Genomic DNA, 17398 nt, shown 5'->3' with positions numbered 1-17398 from the left:
AAACGTGAACTTCTAAGTGGTTTAATGGCCTTTAAGCGTATGAAACCCAGAGTAAATACGTGTGAATGTGGTAAACCAACATGCTGCACCAAAGATATAAGCAATGACGGCAAAGTGTTGCGGTAACAAACAAAATAGCACCAAACAACCAATGGTTTCAGTACCTTCGGTTAAACCGCTCATGTAGTAGAGAGATTTGTGTTTATACACTGGATTATCGATGCCTTGTTTGCCTGCCATGATGGCAAAAGCCAAAAAGCTGCTTCCCGTTCCGACAAAGGAAAAAATCAAAAATGCCCCTGCAATGGCATTTTGTTCTGGGTTTGCTAACACAAAACCAAAAGGAATCAGGGAATAGAACAGAAAATCTAAGCTGATATCGAGAAAACCGCCCGCATCAGTAATGCCTTGAATCCTCGCCAGTGCACCGTCTAATCCATCACAGATTCTATTCAGCAAAATAAACAGCAACGCCAACAAGTATTGTTCGGCGATCAAAGCCGGCAGGGTAAAACAGCCAAGCACAAAGCCAAATACTGTCGTTTGATTTGCGGTGATACCACATTTGTCGAGGTATGTCGCACTGAGTGCCAGCGGTTTGCGGATGAGCTTTATACTTAGGCTATCAAGCATGATTTGTCTCCCACGGCCAGTTTAGACAACGGCTGCCATTGGGAATATCGTCTTCATCGTGCGTTACCATCAAAGTAGGGATGTTCGCTTGCTGTAATTGTTCGACCACCCAATTGCGAAATTGTACACGCAGGTCTTTATCCAACTTGCTATAGGGTTCATCAAGTAGCGCAACTTTCGGCTTTGCCAGCAGCATACGAGTCAATGAGATACGGGCGCGTTGTCCTCCGGAGATTTGATCTGGGAAGGATTCGGCAAGTTTGGTCAATGCAATGTTCTTCAGTGCTTGCATGGCGTGTGCTTTACGCTCCTCACCTTTGATTGAGTTTGGTAGCGCGAATGCAAGATTCTCCCACACCGTTAAGTGAGGGAAGAGCAAATCTTCTTGGAACAGAATACCAACCTGACGCTTATGTGCAGGGAGGGCATCCAACTGTTCGTTATCAAGCGTAATGGAGCCAGAGTAGTTGAACTCGGCGGAGAGGTGTCCAGCAATGGCATCCAACAAAGTGGATTTACCACAACCGCTTGGTCCCATCAGAGTAACAATTTCACCTTTCTCTACGGTCATGTTGAACGCTGAGAAAAGCGTGTCGCCATTGGTTTTACGGATGGCGAGGTTTTCGAGACAAAGACTCATTCAGTAGTAAACCTTTTATAGACAAGCGGCGATACTTCACGTGTAAGCGGCTTAGTAGTATCGCAAAAGAGAAGAACAAGAATGGCAGCAGAGCTTGCCAAATGGCGTAAATCGCGGTGACACGTCGGTCAAAACCACTGGATAGCGCAACGGCTTCGGTTGTGATGGTGCTAATGCGCCCCGCCCCTAGCACCAATGTCGGCAGGTATTGCGCCAGACTTACGCTAATCCCAACCGCCCATGCGAATGCAATCGCAGGTAGGAGGATTGGCAGTTTCACTTTTAACCAAGCTTGCATCGGTGTTTTACCCAAGCTGAGTGCGACGCGAGTTAAGCCGTTATCGAAGCTGCGCCACGGTCCGTCTAGCGAGAGGTAAATAAATGGGAATGCGAAGAATACATGCGCCCAGCATACCCAAAAGAAATACGCGTTACTGTTTAAGTACAGCGTCACTACTTGCATACCGAATAGCACCGATAGCTGAGGAATCAGCATTGGGATGGCGATGATGTAACCTGGCACCTGCCAGCGATAACGAAGGCGATACTCATGTGCGAACAAGGCAAGAGCTAGAGCGACGGTCGCGCTGATAACGGCAATCAGCATGCTCTGCTCCAGCGTGCCAAGAATGCTGTGCCATTCGTATTCCCAAAAACGCAGGCTATAGCGGCTCGGTATTAAATCTGGAAAGCGCCATCGTTGAGCAAAGCTCCATACCACCATGAGTGGAATCATTAGAAGTGCGAGTAGCGCAATCAGTGAAAACAGGGTCTTACCGGGTAAACGAAACCCGTTTCGACCAGAGTACTGCCAGCGTTTGAAGCCTTTGGTAATACACCATTCCATCAAGCGTGCAAATCCAATCAAAAGGCTAGCGATCGCAAACAACACTACCGCGCCTGCGGCAGCTCTTGGTAGAAGTGATAAATCTGGGTCGTTAAACCACTGCCATACCAAAACCGCAAACGTTGGTGGGTTGGTAGGGCCAATAATCAATGCAACATCGACAACCGACAAGCTGTAAGCCAATACCGCCAGCATTGGAAAGCGCAGTTTTGCTATCCACTGTGGGAACACGCATTTCCACCACGCTTGCGCCGAACTGTAGCCCATTGAGTGACTGACTTTTTCAATCTTATCGACTTTCAATTGCTGAAGAATTGGAATACTCATCAACAATAAAAACGGCACTTCTTTAATCGCAAGCATGATGATCAAACCGAGTGCATGCGGATCTTTAATCAGCAATGCTAAGTCATTCACCGTTTGCGCATTGGGATCGTAACCAAACAGTTGGTTGAGAACACGAACGCCCATACCAGTTGGGGCAAACAAGAACGCAAAGCCAATCGCAAACGCTACGTGCGGCATGGCAAGAAGTGGCGAGAGGCTTACTTCAATTTTTCGCCAAAACTTGCTGCCCCACGATGCTTGCAAAATCGCAAATGTGATCAAGCAAGCCAAGTAGCTACTGAAAATGGCGGAGTAGAAAGTAAGCCCGATGGATGTCCAAACACCCTCCCAATCAAAAACAGCGTTAAAGCCATCTAAAGAAAAGTGGTGCAAGCCGATAGGAGGCACATAGCCGAGCGCAGAGACCACCACTCCGAGTAGTCCCGGAATGGTAGGCAAAATACAAACTGCGATAATGACTAAATATAGCGCTCTTAACATGGGCTCTTACTAATTTCCGTAGCGTTTCAACCATTCTTTTTCTAAGGCAGATTGCCAGCTTGGATGCGGCTCAGCGATAGATTTGAATTGTTGAGTATTTTTAGCCGAACCTGTTAGGTATTGGCTGCTTAGCACTGAAGGATCGCCCCAGATGTTAAGGTTACCTTTGCGAGATTGTGCTTCAGGGCTCAATAAAAAGTTTATCGCAACTTGCGCACCGGCACTGGCATTTGCGTTCCAAGGAATCGCTAAGAAGTGAATGTTTGAGAGTGCACCTGCGTCCATCGCATACGCTTTGGTGCTGTCTGCAAGATTACCGCTCGACTGCGCAGAGAAAACCGCGTTCGGGTTAAAGGTAATTGCCAGGTCAGTCTGACCATCATCCAGTAGTTGAAGGGTTTCTGCTGTACCGCCTGGAAACTGTTTACCACCGCGCCAAGCGACTTTATGGAACTCATCTAGATAAGCCCATAGCGGTTGAGTAACTTGTTCAAACGTGTCATCGGTAACTGGTTGTTGCAGAGCAGGGGCGTTGTTAGACAGTTCAATGAGTAATGCTTTAATAAAGCTTGTGCCATGAAACTCTGGTGGGCGAGGGTAAGTTAGGCGATTTGGAAACGCCTTTGCGTAACTCAGCATTTCAGCAAATGATCGAGGAGGGTTATGCAGGGTTTGCTCATCATGGATAAACACTAATTGCCCCACACCCCAAGGTGCTTCCAGACCTTCAGTCGGCTCTGAAAAATCCACATCAATTGGCAATGATTTATCGACGTATTGCCAGCTTGGCAAACCTTCAACAAAAGGACCAAACAGCAATTGGTTATCCTTCATTGATTTGAAGTTTTCGCCATTGATCCAAACCATATCAACACTGCCACCGCTGTTTTTACCTGCGGCTTTTTCTGCGATAAGTCGAGTGGTGGTCTCAGAAATATCGGTGACTTTAACGTGGTTTAGCATCACGTTATAACGCGATTTTAGCTCTCTACTCGCCCACTGGATGTAGCGATTAATTTCTTGGCTTCCGCCCCAAGCATGAAAGTAGACGGATTGTCCGTCGGCTTGTTGTTCGATTTTTTGCCATTCACTAGCAACCGATGAGTTGGCAAAAGAAGATGTCGCGAAAGTGGTGGCTAAAATGCCGACGGTACTGAGTAGCTTTTTCATATCTATTCCGTGTTATGTCTTTTTATTCTCGTTTCCGGCGTTATTGACGTCTAAACAAGTCGCTCCGCTTTGTTACAAGGATAGTAATCCATCTCTCTCTATTATCAATGCCAATCCCAAACGGAATCACTCATTGATTCAAAGAATTATTCTCAATGTGAAGCAAAACGAAGAAAGGACAATTCTGGTGTCGTTTTAGGTATACAAGAGCGGACCGCTTGTTTGACGATATTCTTTCAAGTAATTGAAAATTATTGTCCTCAAGCAACTTCGATATGTTGATTTGGAAGACTGAACCCGCGTCGTAGACGTCGCGTTGAGGGCGTAAAGAGGGAAAGAGTTTGTCGTTTTAAACGATTTTGCTAACCGAAGCGTGCGAAACAGACATTCTGCCTGCTTTGATATGGATTAGGAGGCATAAAAAAGCAGCCATTTTATGGCTGCTCTTAGAATATGAAATGGGACTTAGTTTACCCAATCACGCAACTGAAACGTTAGTTCGTGATCGTCATTTTTAAGCATTAGCCCTTCTTTGGTTAGCGTTATATCACTCCATTCAGTAAGAGTTTCAGACATCGCTTGCTCAATTTTCATTTGGTCATCCATACACATCTTCATGGTCATTCCCATTTTTTCGATGCGTAGTTGATTGTTTTTTAGTTCAGCTTGACCAAAGAAGTTGTTACACCCCGCGTTACCATTTGCAGTCAGATTTTCTCCGATTTCTAAGCGAGGCGCTTGCTGACGTTCTTTTAGTTCGATGTTTTTACCATCAATCTGAACCAGCTCCCAATTATGGTGCTGTAAATCTTGAGCCGTAATTTCTTTCACATTGTCACCGTTGCTAGCACATGCAGTCATAAGAACAGGAAGAGAGATTGCTGTAACTAACGTTTTTAGGCTAAGCTTCATTTTATAGACTCCGTTTTTAGAAAACGTGGTAAGTATAGGTAATAAAACACTGTTTTTGTCAGCATAAGGTAATAGTTTCGTATTACTGTGACAGAGTCCAGTTTATATACTCAAACGGCTTCAAGGTGCAAGATGTATAGCACTGTTGGGAGCGTATATTGAAGTCGTTATAATATCATTACAGCACAGCGAGCAAAAAACGGTTAGAGCATGGAGCAACTAGAGTTTTTTACCGTCCCAAACCCTTGCGTTGGTATTTGTAGTGTTGACGAGAAAGGGTATTGCAAAGGATGTATGCGTAAAAGAGAAGAGCGATTTAACTGGCTCACTTATACCCCTGCTCAACAGTTGCATGTAATTAAGCTATGCCGTCAGCGCTATAGAAGAAAGGTATTTGCAGGGAAGGGAAAGGCAGAAGAGTCTCAAGAAGAATTATCACCACAGCAAGATCTCTTTTAAATTTCGAATTATCCCGGCTCGGCAATAATCAATGATGAGCCGGGACTTTATTAGCTCTTACTATGCGGTGCGTGTAAGGCAAACTCGTTAAGTTAGCGCTACTTCATTGACCAACGGTCACTGACCCATCCCCCAGCATGTTCGTCAAAGTGGCTTCCTGAAAATCGATGATTGAATTCAACATCTAATTTACTAGTAGGGCGTTCATCCATCAGTTGATGAATGTATCTCGCCATAGGGTCCGTGCAAGCTTCGCGCTCTCTACGGGTAACCACTTCTTTGATCATTTGAAGTCTGTAGCTATTGCTGGCTCGTTTCATTTTTGACCTCCAGAACTCGATGGCAGCAGTTTGAACATATTGACGTCCAGATCGCTGCTCATTGGTGAACGCTTGGCGGCGAATCACCTTCGTTTTAGGTCAAAAAGACAAATTGTTTGAGAGCAGTGTTTGTAACGCCATTCACATCTTTCCTAGAATCATCCACTAAGCTACGAAACTTCATAGCGAAAAGTTAGTTGATGAATCTGTATTTTCGAAAGACCTTATCAAACATAGAAGCCCAGCACATGGGCGTCAACAACACAAATGAATAATATTTGAACACTTTATGAAGGGCGATAATTTTCAGCACTTTAACGAAAATAAAAAAACCGAAGCGTCACGCTTCGGTTTTTAGGGAGGCTCTGACGGAACAACTTCTAAAAGCTCTTCACGTCAGAGTGTAAGGTGTTTTTAGCTATTAGTTGCCGGGCAACCTTTCACAGCTTGACCGTTACTGAAGTACTTGATGTTTTCTAAGTTCTTGTTGTAGCTATCCGCAGAGATCTGTGGGTTATTTACGAAGAACTCACGTAAAACGTATGCATCGGTTAGCTGGGTAGATTGAACATCTATGATTGGATAGTTATCGCCACCAGCAGCACTGAAGCTGATTACAGAGAATGTGTACGTTGCGTCTAGATCGAAGCCTTTATTGTTAATGTCGGTAATGGTTACTGAGCCAGCATCACAATTTACATCTAAAGTGATGTTATCTAGTTGAGCGTAAGCACCAGAGCCTGCAGATTTCGTCGCAACCACATCTAGGTATTCTTTAACTTCTTTACCTGTCATAGTTGCTTTAGTCACGAAGTTACCAAATGGCTGAACGGTTAGTACATCACGGTAAGTGATATCACCATCTTGGATTGAATCACGCACACCGCCAGAGTTCATCACACCAAAGTCAGCACCTACCGTTTTGTAAGTACGGTATGCCTCGCCCAGTAGATGACCTAGGTTAGTTTGTTGAGAGCGAACTACGTTACGATCACCTTCTAACTTACCCGTTGTATTAGAAATCTTCTCATCTAATAACTCTTGACCTTGCTGTTGGTATGGCAGTAGTAACGCTTTTACCGTCGCATCTTGTTGAATGCGTTCACCGATCACTTCATCGTTGTCGTCCAAAAGGTTTACAGGAATCAGTGCGTAGTTCGCTAAGTGAAGCTTGCCGTCGTAATATTCGAAGTCCGCACGACCCACATATTTACCCCACTCATGCGCTTGCATAATCCAAGTGCCCTTTTGTTGGTCTGGCGCGCAATCATCACCAGGTTTGAAATCAGCATACTCATTGGTACCTGGCTCCATACATACTGGGTTTTGTGAGTGACCACCGATGATAGCGTCTAGTTGTCCCTCTTCAAGAGAGCGAGCGAGCTTCACGTCCCCTGGTGCTTCACTACCATTATTACCATCTTGGTAGTGACCCATGTGCGTCGTTGCAAATACTAGGTCTACTTTTTCGTTTTCTTCGATTTCCTTAAGTACTTTTTTGATTTCAACTTGAGGGTCTTCGAAGTGGATGTTTGATACGTTGTCTGGATTGACTAGCTTCGCCGTGTCCTGGGTGGTTAGACCAATGACAGCGATCTTAAGGCCGTTGATAGTAAATACTTTGTAAGGGTCGAAGTAACGCTCATTGGTATCTTTCTTATAGATATTCGCAGCCAGCATAGGGAAGTCAGCTAGCTCAGCTTGCATGTCGAGAATATCTAGTGAGTTATCAAACTCGTGGTTACCGACAGCCATTGCATCGTAACCAAGTAGGTTCATCCCTACGAAGTCTGGAACCGCATCTTGCATGTCTGATTCTGGTACGCCGGTATTAATATCACCGCCAGATAGCAGAATGGTTTCACCGCCTTTTGCTTCGACTTCTGCGCGAATAGATTCGATTAAAGTGTGACGCGCAGCCATGCCATATTCGCCGTCGCTGTTATGCCAAAAGCGACCGTGGTTATCGTTAGTGTGGAGAACGGTGAACTTAGTACAAGAATCTGCTGTCTCGCAGGTTACTGGAGAATTATCGCTGTCTGAGCCGCATCCTGCTAGCGCAGCGCCCACTGCCATTACCAAAAGAGATTTGGAAAACTTCATAAGGGATCCTTTCTTTGTGATTTTGTTATTGTTACGGCGTGAAATATACGGAATTAATGTGAAACTTTAGTGATCTATCTCTTATTTATACTTCTATCGGAGACATGAATTAATAAGCCTGCAAACTACGTCTCCAATTAAACAGAAATAGTTTTTAGTATATTGAAATTAGAGGGAGGAGGTTATTTTGTGAAGTGGACAATTGAATGAATGTGGTTTGTGTGAATCAATGCGCATTTTTGCGAAGTATAGCGCTGATTTTGGTGATTATTTTGCCAAGTTCATGTTTTTCTTAGCAGCTATGACACAAATCGTTATAAATTTTCGCTCTGATGATGAGGGAAATGTTTTGTATATAAAATGATCACTGTAAAACCCAAACTCGTTTGATCTTGGCTTACTCTGTTTAATACAACCAGAAATGGTATTTCTCTCTTTACTATAATTGCGACCGTTTAGAAATCTTATGCCTTAGATATCGTTTATTTATTCTTATTCGATACCTTACCGTGTTTATCCCGCTTTCGATACCCGGATGTTAAAACAAATAGATTCAATCTAATGAGCGAAAGTGAAACGTAAATAACGTGGCGTTTTCTCGAATATTACGATGTGCACTATCATTGAATTAATGAAAATGAAATGGAGTAATGTAAAGCGTTGCATCTGTGGCTGCTCGCTTTGAGCTTCGATTCAAAGAGTAAGGTTGAAAGAATTTGTAAGTGGCGAATTTTAAGAAAGGATAGTAATGAGATACACAGTAAGGAACGCAGTCAGAGAGGAAGCAACTCAAATCGCCAAGATACATGTTGATTCGTGGCAGGTAGCATACAAAGGGTTAATGCCACAGAGCTACATCGATCAGTTTACGATTGAGCGCCGAGAAAGGATGTGGACGCGAGTCATGACTGAGCAACTGGCCCAATTGATCGTCGTTGAGAGACAAGGGGAAATCGTCGGCTTTTTAAGTTACGAACTACCTAACCACACCTGTGAAGATAAAACGGCGTGGGTAACATGTTGCTATGTCTCTCCTTTGCATTATGGGCAAGGGGCAGGGAGTGCATTGTTAGATGAACTAGAAACGCGTCTACTCTCTACGCCCGTTATGCAGATAAGCTTGAAAGCACTGGATACCAATAAACAGGGGCTTAACTTTTACAAGAAGTGTGGTTTTGTGCGTACTGGAGAGGAGGAGGCGGAAATCATTGACCGTATGACGCTGACGGATCTCACTTTAGTGAAGTACATTGCCCGTTCGTAAATCAATTGTTATATGCCACATATAGTAAAACCCCGGAGGTGGTAAGACTCCGGGGTTTTGAAATTTTTTAGATGTCTCGGTTGGTAAGTCCGATTATCTTTAATGCAAAAGGTTTGGATTTAATCCGATTAATTCCTTGGTAGGGAATTAGATACGGATGAAGTCCATGTGTTCAACTTTTGGCTTGAACGCGTGACGTTGAACGTCTTGTGGCTTAACTTTAACTTCTTTGCCATCGATAACTAGAACTAGGCCTTCGTAGAATTCAGGCTTGTCCATTTGGTTTACGATGTCGTCGTGGTTAAGAACGATAGCTACTGCTGCTTCTTCACCGCCGTATACAACTGCAGGGAATTTGCCAGCGTGACGTAGGCGGCGGCTCGCACCTTTACCTAGTTCAGTACGTACTACTGCTTCGAATTTCATAGTATTTACTCTCAAATTAGTAAAAATCAAATGTTCACAATCAACAATGCGACCTTGTTGTTCGTGGTAAAGCTTGAAACAGGAACTGTTCAAGCGAGCGCGGATACTATCATTCCACTTATAAATGGGCAACCCAAATCGTATCCAAATCAACAAAAAGGTATGATTTGGCTAGGTGTAAGGCTATCCCTTTTAACGCTTTGCTTGGATTTTGTTCACATCGGCTTCATTTTCATCGGTTTACTAATCATGGTCCGAAGAACAAAGTTTATGCGTTATATGCTTTATGTTCGGCTGAGATGTAAGACTAAAGATGCTTTTAAGCCACCTAAAGCGCTCGCTTCCAGTGTTAATTGACCTCGGTAACTGTGTGCCATTTCACTGACTATATTTAGACCAAGACCTGAACCAGGGGTTGCTTCATCCAATCTAACGCCTCTCTTGATTACTTGACTCAGTTTCTCTTTAGGGATGCCTGGTCCGTCATCTTCAATGATGATGTGTATGTTGTCTTTATCCTGAGAGGAGTGCACACGAATCATGTTGTTGGCCCACTTATAGGCATTTTCAAGCAAGTTGCCCAGCATTTCGTCGAGATCGGTCTGCTCTACCGCTACATTCAGCTCTGAATCAAGTTCATTAATTAAGGAGATATCTCGGCTCGCATACACTTTATCAAACGCCATTGAGATAGCATCCACACGCTCTGCTGGGTTCGATTTCACTGATAAAATATTCATAGACCCCGCCATGCGGGCACGGCCCAGATGGTAATCGATATGATCTTGTATTTGATTGATCGGAGTACGCAGACGGGATTGCGTATCAGGTTCTAACGTCTGTACTTCATTTTTTAGGACAGAAAGTGGGGTTTTTAGCGCATGTGAGAGATTGCCTGCATGATTCCTAGCTCGTTCTAACAACTCCTGATAATGGAAAAGCAGAGCGTTGAGGTCGAAGATAAGAGGAGAAATCTCTTTCGGATAGGTTTCTTCTAGACTCTTTTTGTTACCAGACTTCAGCTCGGCCAACTCTTTTTGTAACTTCGTAAGCGGACTCAATGACCATGCAATTTGCAGCAAAATGACGGCAAGAACCCCTGCGAATAATAAGCCTAAAATAAGCCAGAGTTGCCCGATTAGCGTTTGCAGGGTGCTTTTGATAGGCTCTTCGTCAATACCAATAATGATATGGATAGGCCCATCGTAATCTGGTAAGTACAGAGCTTTTTCGATGGTAATCAGCCTTTCGCCTCTCGCGCCGTAAGCATCGTTATCCAGACCTTTGTATTCGATTTTTTTGTCCCACAAAGAACGAGAACGCTCGAGACTCGTCTCAGTGGAGGCACTCCAATATAAACCACTGTAAGGTCGGTTAAATCGAGGATCTGAGAGCAGAGCAGCGAGTGAGAGGTGCCCAGTCTCATCGACTTCTAACTGAGCGGCGATTTCATCCATAAAAATGCTCAGCTGTGAGCGAGTGTCGTCAACCATATAGTTGTACACTTGGGTCGGTATCGTCACACCAGCTGCGAGGATCATTGCCGTCAACCAAACGATCGCCGCTAAAACGAGGCGACTTTTGATACTCAGTCGTTTTATTGCGTTCAACGGTAGCCTGTTCTTATTCGGCATTTAATTGGTATCCCAACCCTCGGACAGTTTTGATGATCTTTGGCGCGATTTTTTTGCGAATTCGGCCGATAAAAACTTCGATTGTGTTGGAGTCACGATCAAAGTCTTGTTTGTAAATGTGCTCGACGAGTTCGGTGCGAGAAATTACTTTTTCTGGGTTATGCATAAAGTAAGCGACCACTTTATACTCCAGTGCCGTTAAGCTTACTGCTTGCCCTTGCCACATTACTTTAGAAGTGCGCGTATCCAAGCTCAAGTCGCCAATTTGCATCACAGGAGAGGCGTTACCTGATGCTCTTCGTAGTTGTGCGCGAATACGAGCGATAAGCTCAACCATTTCAAACGGCTTAGTTAGGTAATCGTCTGCACCTGCGTTTAGACCTTCAACTCTCTGCGTTAGGGTATCGCGAGCACTCAGGATAACGACAGGGGTATTGATGTTTTCATCACGAATGCCTTTTAGCACGGTGAGGCCATCCAATTTCGGCAGTCCTAGATCAAGAACAATAGCGTCCCATTCTTCCGATGTCGCGCGATACAGAGCGTCTATGCCATCTTGAGATAATTCTGGTACCCAGCCGGTACTTTCTAATGTTTCGATGATTTGCTCGCCTAAACGAGGGTCATCTTCAACGACAAGTATTTTCATATTGGTGATTCTTATTATGTTTGGAGTGTTATCGACGTAAGCTACGCATTGAGTCGGGATTACGCATTAGACCAGTTTAGTTGTTTTGTGGCTTTAACGCTTTGTTAAAGCTGCGACCTTTGATCTCAAGCATTTCCAGCGTGGCGGCGTCATACTCAACTTTCAGGACGCTATTGTTGTACAGGATTTTCAATTCATACACCCAAGCATCATCATCTTCTTCAAGCTCGACCTTGATGATGCGGCCGTATAGGTCGTTTTCTACTGCGGCGTAAAGGTCCGAAAATGGTCGTATATATCCTTGTTGAACCGCGCGATAGACCTCATCTTGATCTTCATCGAATTCAATACGTGTTCCAGGCTTTTCGACATCTTGCACGATGGCGTGACCATTTTGTGATGCATAGTAGTCGTCATGCTTGGCGAAACTTGGTGCACACATCAATGTCGTGATAAGGCCGAAAAGTAACGCAGAATGTTGAGAAGTCGTTGCTTTATACATAGTCAAACCTTTTCTAGAACGTTAGCCGCAGTATATCGGATATAGATGAACAGAGAGTGAATCATCGAGTTCAGTTTTACTATATGTTGCAGACGTTATTTCAACTCGTCTTCAAAAATTTTGTCTCGCAATTTCCAAAAGCGACCGGATTTCCTTGCAATAACAAACTGAGGTAAACGGAAACGATGTTGATTGGCAACAACACGTGTCGGTGAAGCCTCTTCAAAAGGGCGATGCTTGTCTGCCAAGTGAGGGCGCACAAATTGGTCTTTAAACGTTTGTTTTTGTTTTTTGGTACTCAATGACCAAAACTCATGAACTAACGCATTGCCTTCGCCTTGGTATGGTTCGCCAGAATATGTCACCTTGAGTTGAGATTTACCATCACTGGACTTGAATACTGACAGGTCCATTTCTGTGCATTCAAAGATTAATGCATCCTTCAGATTAAGGGCTTCTTTTAATTTTTTATCTGGATCAACAAGCGTTGCGTCACACTCATGACAAATGCGCGCAGCAATATCGTTGTCGGCACCACATTCACCACAGTATTTGGCACGAAAACGGTAGCCACAGTGTTCACGCTCGCCTGTGTCTTCATCTTCAAAGTAACCCTGGCAACGTCTGCCAAAGTGTTCAACCAAGAAACCGTTACTATCCAACTTACCCCAGAAGTTGTTATTGAATCCGCAAGCCGGGCAGGGAATCGTGATAATTTCACTATCAGAGTCTGGTTTGGGATCACCGACTTCAGGTTGGTATAAATCGTAGCTGTTGCCTGCGTAATCAAGCACTAAACATTCTGATTTTCCGTCTGATAAGCGTAATCCTCGCCCTACAATCTGCTGGTATAGACTGACTGACTCTGTTGGTCGCAAAATCGCGATTAAATCGACATGCGGCGCATCAAACCCGGTAGTCAGTACCGAAACATTGACCAAATATTTTATTTGACGATTCTTGAACGCTTGGATGATCGCGTCACGTTCCGGCGTAGGTGTATCACCAATGACGATTTCAGTTTCGCCTTCTGGCAGTAAACTGTGGATCTCTTGTGCGTGTCGGACAGTCGCGGCGAAGATCATGACACCTTGACGTTCTCTCGCATATTGCATGATTTGCTCAACAATTTGCGGAGTGGCGCGCTTGGCTTTATCGATCACCATGTCCATTTCTGCTTCTTTGTAGCGTCCGGTGTTTGCGGGTTTCAGTTGCGAGAAGTCGTAAGACAAAACGGGCGCGTCCATCATGCGGGCCGGAGTGAGGAAGTTTTCGTCGAGCAAGTAACGGATCGGCAGTTCGAAAATACAATCGCGGAAGAATCGCGGCTCTTCGGTGCGTACTTGACCTCGGGTGTGATACTGATAAATCCAGCCCATTCCTAAACGATAAGGCGTTGCAGTTAGTCCCAGCACCTTAATGCCTGGGTTCAGTTCTCGTAAGTGAGTAATAACTTTTTGGTAGCTGCTGTTTTTGTCATCCGGCACACGATGGCACTCATCAATAACGAGCAGAGAAAACTGGTTTTTGAACGAATCTAAGTTACGTACGACCGATTGAACTGAAGCAAACACGACTTGCTGATCAGTTTCTTTTCGTCCTAATCCCGCTGAGAAGATGGAACCTTTTAAACCATAACCTTCATACTTCGCGTGGTTTTGCTCGACCAGCTCTTTAACGTGGGCAAGGACTAACACTCGTCCTTTCGCAAGGCGAGCAAGCTCTGCGATCACCAAGCTTTTTCCGGCACCAGTAGGCAGTACGATCACTGCTGGTGTCGAGTGTTTACGAAAGTAGTGAATGACTGCTTTAACCGAGTCGGCTTGATAAGGGCGAAGTGTGTACATGAAAATATGTGAAATTGCTCAACTATTCGAACGAGGAACGCTATAATACCTGACTTTTATACCCAAGTGACCTTTAAACCAAGATTTGGAGGTTACTTGGGTATAATTCAATGAGGTATTCATGCGTTTAGATAAATATTTGTGTGACGCTCTGGGTGCAACACGCAAACAGGCAACAAAGATCATCAAAAGTGGAGACATCACCGTTGACGGTGAGGTTCAAAAAAGTGGTGCATTTAAAGTACCTGAAGGTGCAGAAGTAATGTGGGAAGACCGTGTTATTGGTGCTCCTGGTCCTCGTTACATTATGTTGTATAAGCCTGCTGACTTTGTTTGTTCACATGAAGATGGCTACAACCAAACTGCATTCGCATTGCTTGATGAGCCTAAAATTGAAAACCTTCACTTTGCGGGCCGATTAGATGTCGACACAACTGGCTTGGTGTTGATTACGGATGATGGTAAGTGGTCTCACCGTATTACCTCACCGAAGCATAAGTGTGAGAAAACGTACCGTGTTTGGCTTGTCGATGCGATTCAGCCAGATTACGCGGAAAAGCTCGAACAAGGCATCATTTTACGCAATGAATCAGAAGCAACATTGCCTGCTCGTTTGGAGATCGTGAACGAGGCAGAGAATGAAGTATTGTTAACTATTGTGGAAGGTAAGTATCACCAAGTGAAACGCATGTTTGCGGCGTTAGGAAATAAAGTTGAGTACTTACATCGTGAGCGTATTGGTTCGATTGAACTCGATGAGGCACTAGAACCTGGTGATTATCGCTACCTCACGCAGGAAGAAATTGATTCTATTTGGAATTAATTATCGGCATGGGAAATTCTTTAGTTCCCAATTGGAACTAGTTTTTTGGTAGGAATTGGCTCAAAATTAATTTTCCTACCAAAATTAGTGCCTAGACAATTCCGGTGTGCTTACTCATCTCAGTGATATGCCTTTGCATTTAGCTGAGCCATGCATACTCTTATTGCAAAGCCTTCGGCAGTGGTGAGTAAATGGTGGAATCAATTCCATCATTTTTACTGCATTGTGTTTATTTCCCATAAACACACTTCGCTTTCACACGCTTTTCTATGTCGAGTTCGTCAAGGTCACACCTTGGTACATATTTGCCCTTATGATTCTCGAACGTTGATAGAACAGGCCTTTGGCTTCTAGATTCAGCGATATGAGAACCGTCCGTTACGTTCACTTTGCTCTGAAAGTATTGACGAAAGGGCTCCAACAAGAGGTAAAAGAATGACAGAAAAAGCTCAAAGCGCTCCGCAATCCCAAATCAGTTTTCTATTGTTTCTTGTATTAGGAGCGATTGGTGCTTTGACGCCTTTGGCGATCGACATGTATCTGCCTGCAATGCCAACCATCGCGAAAGATTTGGGTGTTGCGCCTGGCGCGGTTCAGATTACGTTGACGGCTTATACGGCAGGTTTTGCGATTGGCCAGTTAATTCATGGGCCGCTTGCCGATAGTTTTGGCCGTAGACCTGTACTGATTTTGGGTGTGCTTTTCTTTGGATTAGCGGCGGTAGTGAGTGCGACCACAAACGGCATCGATGCATTGACTTATGTGCGAACAGCACAAGGTTTTGCTGGCGCGGCAGCGGCGGTCATTATCCAAGCTGTCGTGCGTGATATGTTTGACCGTGAAGACTTTGCCCGTGCAATGTCTTTCGTCACCTTAGTGATCACCATGGCACCCTTGGTCGCGCCTATGATAGGTGGTCACCTAGCGATCTGGTTTGGCTGGCGTTCGATCTTTTGGGTGTTAGCTATTTTCGCTGTGGTGGTAATTCTACTGGTACTTTGGAAAATTCCAGAGACGCTGAAACCAGAAAATCGTCAGCCACTTCGTTTTCGCACTACGATGAGAAACTACGCCAAATTATGCTCCAACCCTGAAGCGATAGGTTTGATGCTTTCTGGAGCGTTTTCATTTTCCGGAATGTTTGCATTTCTGACCGCGGGTTCGTTTGTTTACATTGATTTATATGGTGTTCGACCAGACCACTTTGGTTATTTATTTGGTTTGAACATTGTTGCGATGATCATCATGACCAGTATTAATGGTCGCTTGGTGAAGAAAGTTGGCTCTCATGCCATGCTTCGTTTTGGGTTGTTAGTGCAACTTTTGGCGGGGATTGGTTTATTCGTAAGTTGGTTAATGGACTTCGGATTATGGGGCATCGTACCTTTTGTTGTGCTGTTTATCGGTACATTGTCGACGATAGGTAGTAACGCGATGGCGCTGCTTTTAAGTGGCTACCCATCAATGGCGGGTACAGCTTCGTCTCTGGCGGGGACGTTAAGATTCGGTATCGGCTCATTGGTTGGCGCGCTGGTGGCATCACTACCCGGTAATGTTGCTTGGCCGATGATCATTGTGATGTTTGCTTGTTCTGTGCTTTCAGCACTGTTTTATTGGACTTTAGGAAGAAAGGCGTAATGTCGAATTACACCAAAGAAATTCAAAACTTAGTTAACTCAGCACTTGAAGAGTTAGATCAAGAGCATCGCTCAGGTAAGTTAGCCAATGCCCCTGTTGCGAATAACCATTATTTAGTGCGCTGGGTTACCAAAGCACTTAAATCTCAGCGTTTCGGTCGAGCCGTAGGCGATGACTTAACACGTTGGCAAAAAGCGGGTCGTTCAAAGGGTAATGACGCTGGTTTGTTGTTTATCTTCAAGCGTATTTCCGCTTTTTACGCTCAGTTTTTTCCTGAAGGTGAAGAGTCCAAAGTGATAAAAGACTCCGATATTGAATCATTTCTTGATTTGATGGAGCAAGCTGGCTGGGAAGTATCAACGTCTGAGCAACTTGTTGGTTGTGGCAAAATCCAAATCTTCACGGAAGGTCAAAACTCTTTGGCGCTATGCGCAGATCAATGCGAAAGCTGCTTCGACGGCGAGCTGCTCGTCAAACCAATGAGCTGGTTTGTGCGTGGCAACCATGCTGAGTTTGTTGAGAAAGCAGCGCAAGCGGGCTTTATGGTGCATAAAGTGACGGATTACAAATCGATGGTGAAATACCACGGCGAGTACCTTATCTTTCCTGCAAACGAAGGTAACCAATTGGCTGAGATTCCGTTGAGCTTCCAAGCTTAATCAACTTCTCACAGCAGTAGAGTTGAAATACGAAAGCATCAGGC

The 17398-nt window shown here is 44.5% G+C and carries 17 protein-coding genes; 5 read left to right on the top strand and 12 right to left on the bottom strand.

Going from position 1 to position 17398, the window contains the following annotated elements; translation table 11 throughout:
- Positions 1-21: 21 nt before the first annotated feature.
- From F7Y48_RS01675 to F7Y48_RS01655, 5 genes are all read right to left on the bottom strand, one after another.
- Complete coding sequence (locus F7Y48_RS01675) at positions 22-633, bottom strand: CDP-alcohol phosphatidyltransferase family protein (RefSeq protein WP_226421800.1); 612 nt, start codon at positions 631-633, stop codon at positions 22-24.
- Complete coding sequence (locus F7Y48_RS01670) at positions 626-1273, bottom strand: ATP-binding cassette domain-containing protein (RefSeq protein ID WP_243327166.1); 648 nt, start codon at positions 1271-1273, stop codon at positions 626-628. Before F7Y48_RS01670 ends, F7Y48_RS01675 begins: the two co-directional genes overlap by 8 nt.
- Positions 1239-2948: an ABC transporter permease gene (locus F7Y48_RS01665; RefSeq protein WP_316679972.1), complete on the bottom strand. Its 1710-nt coding sequence runs from the start codon at positions 2946-2948 to the stop codon at positions 1239-1241. Before F7Y48_RS01665 ends, F7Y48_RS01670 begins: the two co-directional genes overlap by 35 nt.
- 9 nt (positions 2949-2957) lie before the next feature.
- The gene (locus F7Y48_RS01660; protein WP_316679971.1) at positions 2958-4118 is read right to left on the bottom strand and encodes an ABC transporter substrate-binding protein; all 1161 of its coding nucleotides are present in this window, start codon (positions 4116-4118) and stop codon (positions 2958-2960) included.
- Between the two features lie 465 nt (positions 4119-4583).
- Positions 4584-5030, bottom strand: coding sequence for an META domain-containing protein (locus F7Y48_RS01655; RefSeq protein WP_005393252.1), 447 nt, complete (start codon positions 5028-5030; stop codon positions 4584-4586).
- Positions 5031-5240: 210 nt separating this feature from the next.
- Between F7Y48_RS01655 and F7Y48_RS01650 the strand changes: the two genes are divergently transcribed.
- Positions 5241-5489, top strand: coding sequence for a DUF1289 domain-containing protein (locus F7Y48_RS01650; protein WP_258508012.1), 249 nt, complete (start codon positions 5241-5243; stop codon positions 5487-5489).
- Positions 5490-5587: 98 nt separating this feature from the next.
- Here the strand turns inward: F7Y48_RS01650 and F7Y48_RS01645 are convergent, their stop codons facing one another.
- Together F7Y48_RS01645 and ushA are read right to left on the bottom strand one after the other, a co-directional pair.
- Entirely contained in the window at positions 5588-5809 is a 222-nt protein-coding gene (locus F7Y48_RS01645) for a hypothetical protein (RefSeq protein ID WP_005393249.1), read from the bottom strand.
- 414 nt (positions 5810-6223) lie between these two features.
- A complete protein-coding gene (gene ushA / locus F7Y48_RS01640) occupies positions 6224-7912 on the bottom strand; it encodes a bifunctional UDP-sugar hydrolase/5'-nucleotidase UshA (protein WP_041852973.1) in 1689 nt (562 codons plus the stop codon).
- Between the two features lie 748 nt (positions 7913-8660).
- On the opposite strand from ushA, the gene F7Y48_RS01635 reads away from it, so the two are divergent.
- Positions 8661-9176 (top strand): GNAT family N-acetyltransferase, encoded by a 516-nt coding sequence (locus tag F7Y48_RS01635; protein WP_031780335.1) that lies wholly within the window; start codon positions 8661-8663, stop codon positions 9174-9176.
- A 147-nt stretch (positions 9177-9323) separates the two neighbouring features.
- Here F7Y48_RS01635 and rplY read toward each other — a convergent pair whose 3' ends face one another.
- The 5 genes from rplY to F7Y48_RS01610 form a co-directional block, all read right to left on the bottom strand.
- Positions 9324-9602 carry a 50S ribosomal protein L25 gene (gene rplY / locus F7Y48_RS01630; RefSeq protein ID WP_005393245.1) on the bottom strand — a complete coding sequence of 93 codons (279 nt, stop codon included), beginning with the start codon at positions 9600-9602 and terminating at the stop codon, positions 9324-9326.
- 284 nt (positions 9603-9886) lie between these two features.
- Positions 9887-11236, bottom strand: coding sequence for an ATP-binding protein (locus F7Y48_RS01625; protein WP_031780334.1), 1350 nt, complete (start codon positions 11234-11236; stop codon positions 9887-9889).
- Complete coding sequence (locus F7Y48_RS01620; RefSeq protein WP_005378073.1) at positions 11226-11885, bottom strand: response regulator transcription factor; 660 nt, start codon at positions 11883-11885, stop codon at positions 11226-11228. Before F7Y48_RS01620 ends, F7Y48_RS01625 begins: the two co-directional genes overlap by 11 nt.
- Before the next feature lie 76 nt (positions 11886-11961).
- Entirely contained in the window at positions 11962-12387 is a 426-nt protein-coding gene (locus tag F7Y48_RS01615) for a PepSY domain-containing protein (RefSeq protein WP_012841930.1), read from the bottom strand.
- A gap of 95 nt (positions 12388-12482) precedes the next feature.
- Entirely contained in the window at positions 12483-14234 is a 1752-nt protein-coding gene (locus F7Y48_RS01610) for a DEAD/DEAH box helicase (protein ID WP_012841929.1), read from the bottom strand.
- Positions 14235-14355: 121 nt separating this feature from the next.
- Here F7Y48_RS01610 and rsuA point away from each other — a divergent pair, with 121 nt between their 5' ends.
- From rsuA to F7Y48_RS01595, 3 genes are all read left to right on the top strand, one after another.
- Positions 14356-15057: a 16S rRNA pseudouridine(516) synthase RsuA gene (rsuA, locus tag F7Y48_RS01605; RefSeq protein ID WP_033905117.1), complete on the top strand. Its 702-nt coding sequence runs from the start codon at positions 14356-14358 to the stop codon at positions 15055-15057.
- A gap of 435 nt (positions 15058-15492) precedes the next feature.
- On the top strand, positions 15493-16695 hold the full coding sequence (locus F7Y48_RS01600; protein WP_074191136.1) for a Bcr/CflA family multidrug efflux MFS transporter: 1203 nt from the start codon (positions 15493-15495) through the stop codon (positions 16693-16695).
- On the top strand, positions 16695-17354 hold the full coding sequence (locus F7Y48_RS01595; RefSeq protein ID WP_046874809.1) for a DUF2913 family protein: 660 nt from the start codon (positions 16695-16697) through the stop codon (positions 17352-17354). The genes F7Y48_RS01600 and F7Y48_RS01595 overlap by 1 nt, the downstream gene beginning before the upstream one ends.
- Positions 17355-17398: the final 44 nt, after the last annotated feature.

Source organism: Vibrio sp. 2-1-2a, from assembly GCF_032648565.1.
GTDB lineage: Bacteria > Pseudomonadota > Gammaproteobacteria > Enterobacterales > Vibrionaceae > Vibrio > Vibrio diabolicus.
The sequence above is the reverse complement of the archived record's forward strand: the minus strand, read 5'-3'. Positions and strand labels throughout refer to the sequence as shown.